At 79.8% G+C, this 5,159-nt stretch carries 4 protein-coding genes; all 4 read right to left on the bottom strand.

All coding sequences use genetic code 11. The annotated features are described in order from the left end of the window. Positions 1-2: 2 nt before the first annotated feature. Positions 3-992 (bottom strand): NAD-dependent epimerase/dehydratase family protein, encoded by a 990-nt coding sequence (locus ACFU6K_RS30950; RefSeq protein WP_380668615.1) that lies wholly within the window; start codon positions 990-992, stop codon positions 3-5. A 142-nt stretch (positions 993-1,134) separates the two neighbouring features. Beyond that, on the bottom strand, positions 1,135-2,202 hold the full coding sequence (locus tag ACFU6K_RS30945; RefSeq protein ID WP_380668613.1) for a hypothetical protein: 1,068 nt from the start codon (positions 2,200-2,202) through the stop codon (positions 1,135-1,137). Further along, entirely contained in the window at positions 2,202-3,812 is a 1,611-nt protein-coding gene (locus ACFU6K_RS30940; RefSeq protein WP_380668611.1) for a DUF3492 domain-containing protein, read from the bottom strand. Before ACFU6K_RS30940 ends, ACFU6K_RS30945 begins: the two co-directional genes overlap by 1 nt. Before the next feature lie 519 nt (positions 3,813-4,331). Continuing rightward, the coding region (locus tag ACFU6K_RS30935) for an alpha/beta fold hydrolase (RefSeq protein WP_380668609.1) at positions 4,332-5,159 on the bottom strand (828 nt) is incomplete at its 5' end.

Here is a 5,159-nt window from a genome sequence, read left to right as displayed (position 1 = left end):
GCTCACACCCGGCAGGCCGTCTCCAGCCAGACGTCGCCCAGCGACTCCTCCAGCGGCACCTGCGTCCGCCATCCGAGACGGTCCCGGGCGGTGCGCACGTCCGCCTGCCGCCACGGCACCGGCTCGCCCGGCACCGGCCGGCCCTCCGGCCGGTGCCCCTCCGGCCGGTGCCCGGGCAGGTGGTGGCCCGGCAGGTGGTCGCCGCCCGCCCCGACGGCCTGCGCGGGCAGCAGGACCTGCCGGTTCTCCTCGACGATCTGCCCCTCGAAGCCCGAGGCCCGCACCAGCAGCTGGGCCGCGTCCCGGGCCCGGACGGCGTGCCCGCTGCCGATGTTGACCACCCCGGTCGCGGCCGACACCGCGGCCGCCTGGATGGCCCGCGCGACGTCCCGCACGTCCACGAAGTCCCGGAACCCGGACAGGTCCGGCATCCGCACCTGGTGCTCGTCCCGCTCCAGCGCCCGCCGCAGGCCCTCGGCCAGCCGCCCGAACAGCGAGGCGGTCGGCGCCCCCGGGCCCACCACGTCGAAGACCCGCAGCACCGCCGCGTCCAGCCCGGAGGCCAGCACCAGCTCCGTCCCGGCCAGCTTGGACACCCCGTACGGGCCGACCGGCCGCGGCTCGGCCTGCTCGGACACCGGCACCCCGCCGGGCACCGGCCCGTACTCGGCGGCCGAGCCGACGTGCACCAGCCTGGCCGGCTCCCGGCAGCGCCGGATGGCCTCGCAGACCGTCGCGACGGCCAGCGTGTTCGACCGGATCAGGGTGCGCGAGCTGCCGTAGGTGGCGCCCGCGCAGTTGATCACCACCTGCGGCGCGACCGCGTCCAGGAACCGGGCCAGCGCGCCCGGGCTCCCGGTGGTCAGGTCGAAGCGGATGTCGGCCGAGTCGCGCCGGCCCAGCACCGTCACCTGCAACTCCTGGTCCATCAGCAGACGATCGGTGACCCGGCGGCCGATGAAGCCGTCGGCGCCCAGCAGCAGCACCCTCATCGGGGGCGTCCTTCCACGAAGCCAGCTCGGGACGACCTGGCGGAACGGATTCAACGAAGTTCAACGAACGGGACGGGGTCGGGGACCGTGAACCGGGCCCCGACAAAGGTCGAACAGGGGGTGGCGAGCGGGCGGACGGCGCTCACCGGTGCGAGCCGGCCCGGCCGAGCACCGCCCCGGCGTACGCCAGCAGCGCCGCCGCGACGGTGCCGCCGCCGAGCAGCCAGGCCTCCGGGGCGGAGCGCCCCAGGGCGAGCGGGCCGAGCACCGCGGCGGCCCCGGCCGACGCCCCCGCCGCGGCCGCCGTCGGCCGGCCGCACCGCGCCAGCAGCACCGGCAGCACCACCAGCAGGCCCAGCACGCCCTGCGCCGCCCACTGGGCGGGGCCGGCCCGCTCGGCCGCCAGGTGCAGCAGCCCGCCGCCGTGGCCCGGCCCGGGGCGCGGGGCGACGACGGCCAGCACCGCCAGCGCGGCGAAGCTCAGCACCCCGAGCACCGCCAGGTGCAGGGCCAGCGCGACCGGGAGCACCGGCCGCATCCGGGCCCGGAACTCCGCCAGGGTGCCCGCCGCGCCCAGGTGGCCGCGGCCGAGCCGCCGGTACCAGCGGGCCGTCCGCTCGGCCGACCCGGCCGACACCGCCGCCGCCAGCACCAGCGCGACGGCCAGCGGGCGGTCCCCGCCCGGCACGGCCGGCGGGAGCAGCAGCAGCGCGGCCAGGCCCAGCCCGTGGCCCAGCGCCGTCGGCCGCAGCCGGGAGCCGGGGTACGGCCGGGGCACCGACCCGGGTCCCAGCACCCCGGGCGGGCCGGGCCCGTCCGGGGGCGGTGCGGTCAGCGCGGGCAGCAGCACCAGCGGGACGGCGGCGGGCAGCAGCACCGGCCAGCGCGGGCCGAGCGCGGCCGCCCCCGCGCAGGGCAGCGCGGCGAGCGCGGCGGCGGTCAGCGCGGCCCGGGCGGCGGCCCCGCCCGACCGCGGCTCCACGGGCCCGGGCGGCGGCGGGCGGCGCGGCACCCGGGCGTACAGCTCCTCGGCCAGCGAGAACAGGTCGGCGTGCCGGCAGCGGGCGGCGGCGTCCTGGCCGAGCCCGGCCTCCTCCAGCCCGGCGGCGATCTCCAGCGGGTCGACGGCGCGCTCGCACAGCTCCCGGTGCTCCGCCATCACCTCGCGCACCGGGTCCGCGCTGCCGCCGGGCAGGGGGCCGGCGGACATCAGCGGGCCTCCGCGAGTTCGGCCGGCCGCACGCCGTCGGCCGCCGTGCCCGCGTCCTGCGCGCCGCCGTCCCGCGGGGTGCCGCCGCGGGGGCCGTCGGCCAGCCAGTACTCGGCGGGGCGGGCGAAGGGGCGCGGCGCCGGGACGCCCTCGCCGCCGCCCCCGCCGCCGGGGAAGGCCGGGTACTGCGAGACCAGCTCCAGGTAGATCTCCCGGAAGGCGCCGATCACCGGCTCCACGGCGAAGCGTTCCTGCGCCCGCAGCCGCCCGGCCAGCCCGAGCCGGCCCCGCCGCTCCTCATCGCGCAGCAGCGCCAGGCAGGCCCCGGCCAGGGCGCGCGGATCGCGGGCGGGCACCAGCAGCCCGGTCGGCCCGACCACCTCGCGGGCCACCCCGACGTCGGTGGAGACCACCGCCCGGCCGCTGAGCAGCGCGTCGGCGAGCAGCCGGGGGCTGCGCTGGGAGAGCCCCGAGAAGACCGCCACCGTGCCCGACTCCCAGGCCTCGGCCGGCGAGCGGGGCCGTCCGGCGAACTCCACCGCGGGCGCCACTCCCAGCCGCTCGGCCACCGCCGCGCAGTGCGCCCGGTAGCCGGGCGCCGCCTCCTCGCCGTACACCACCAGCCGGGCGCCGGGCAGGTCGGCGCGGACCCGGGCGAAGGCGTGCAGCGCCAGCTCCGGGTCCCGGCCCGGCTCCAGCGCGCCCGCCCACACCAGGGTCGGCGCCGCCGGTTCCGGCCCGGCGGCCGGGCGGTCCACCGCCGGGGTGCCCTCGTACACCACCCGGGTGCGCGCCGGATCGGCCCCGCAGCGGCGCTGCCACTGCTGGTCGTGGGCGCTGCCCGGGGTGAGTATCGCGGCCCGCCGGTAGGTCTCCTCGGTGAGCGCCCGGTAGAAGGACAGCAGCAGGGCGCGGACCGGCCACCGGTACGGCGCCTCGCGGTGGCCGAGGTACCGCTCGCGCAGGTACGGGCCGTGCTCGGTGACCACGAACGGCACCCCGTGCAGGTGCCGGGCCACCAGGGCGGGCAGCGCGGCCGGGCCGCCGCCGACCACGTGGCACAGGTCGACCGCGCCGAGGCCGCCGGGGCCGGTGCCGTACCAGGGCGCGGACAGCGGGCGCAGGCACTGTTCCAGCAGGTCGGCCGCGACCAGGACGTCGCACGCCAGCGGCTGCCCGGCCGGGGTGTCCGCGCCGGGCAGCCGCCAGCTCCGCTCCAGCAGCCGGCGGGCGTGCGCGGAGGCCAGGAAGGCGGGCAGCGTGCCGTCCTCCCGGGCGACCGCGGCCAGCCGGTACAGCCCGGGCCCGAAGCCCGCTCTCTCCCCGGGCAGCACCAGGGCCCGCACCAGCTGTTCGTACGCCCCGGCGTACCGGCGTCTGCGCAGCGCGCGCGGCGCCCGGCCGCCCGGCCCGCGCCCCCGCAGCGCCGGCCCGTACGGGCCGCGCCGGGCGGGCGACGGCCGCTCCGCCGTGCCCGGCCGTTCCGGGCCGGTGAGCGGGTAGCGCTCGAACCCGTGCTCCGGCAGGCCCTGGGCGAGCCGGTCGCACCAGCCTCCGGTACCACGGTGGGGATGCGGACGGGCACCCTCGGTGAGCAGGGCAACGCGCACGGGAGACCTCCGGGGCAGAACGGATTCGCTGGGCGGGATCACGGACGGATCGACGGGTTTCCGGGCGGCCCGGGCAGTGGCCCGGGGTGCCCCCGTACGGCGGCGGGGACGGTCGGGGCCGGGGCGTCCGGTCGGCCCGGGTCGGCGCCGCGGTGCCTCCGGGCGGCCCGCCGGCGGCCCGGTCGCGGACGCGCCGCGTTCCGTTCCCCCGGGCGTCCGCTCCGGCGGTCGGGCCCGACCCGCCGGGACCTCGGCCGCGACCGCCCTCCGGTTCCTCCGGCGGCCGCGACTCCCCCACACCTGTTCGGTCCGACAGCAGAAAGGTAGGACCGGCCCGGGCCGATCCATCGGTCACATGCCTGCCTGCCACCTGATCGAGTGAACCGACGTGACCTCGACCCGGACCCGACCGTTACCGGGCGGTATGCGCGACCGCCCGCGCGGCCCCGCCCGGGCGCGCGATCGGCCCGCCACGGCGCACGCTCGGCCCCCGGTGCGCGCCCGGGCCGTGGTGCGCGCTCAGCCGGTGGTGTGCGCGATCAGCTCCCGCACCGCGCGGGCGACCTCGTCGGGGTGCTCTAGCATCGCCACGTGCCCGGACTCCGGCAGCACCAGCAGCCGGGCGTCCGGGAAGGCCGCGCAGGCGCGGCGGGCCGAGCGGTAGGAGACCAGCTTGTCGCGCAGCCCGTACACCAGCAGCACCGGCGCCTCGACCCGCTCGGCCTGCCGCCACAGCGCCTGGTCGCCTCGCTCCGTGTACGCCGAGACGATGCCGCGGGCCGAGCCGACCAGCGCCTGCATCGCGTGCGGCACCTCCAGCCGGCGCCGGTACTCGGCCACCGCCTGGGCCCGGGCCGCCGGGCTCAGGCTGCCCGGGTCGCCGTAGACCAGCCGCAGCAGGTCCTCGGTGGCCGCCTCGGCGTCGCGCCCGCCGACGGACAGCCGGCGCAGCACCGCGGGCACCCCGGGCACCGCGAGCAGGGCGGTCGGCCAGGCGGAGTGCTGCGGGGGCAGCTCGGGCAGGGCCGGGGAGACCAGGGTGAGGCTGCGCACCAGGTCCGGGCGCAGCGCCGCCAGCCGGACGGCGACCGCGCCGCCCAGCGAGTTGCCGAACAGGTGGACCGGGCCGCGGTCGGAGGCCTCCAGGTAGCCGATCACCGCGCGGACGTGGCCGGAGACGGTGAGGTTGCCGTCGGTGGGCGGGTGGGAGCGGCCGAAGCCGGGCAGGTCCACGGCCTCGCCGTCGACCTGCCCGCCGAGCCGGTCCATCAGGGCCTCCCAGTTGGCGGCCGAGCCGCCGAGGCCGTGCACGAAGAGCCCGGGCTCGCGCCCGCCGTCGGCGCCGTC

Origin of the sequence: Kitasatospora sp. NPDC057512 (assembly GCF_042802135.1) — a bacterium.
Lineage (GTDB): Bacteria > Actinomycetota > Actinomycetes > Streptomycetales > Streptomycetaceae > Kitasatospora.
This window is presented reverse-complemented; position numbering and strand designations above follow the sequence as displayed.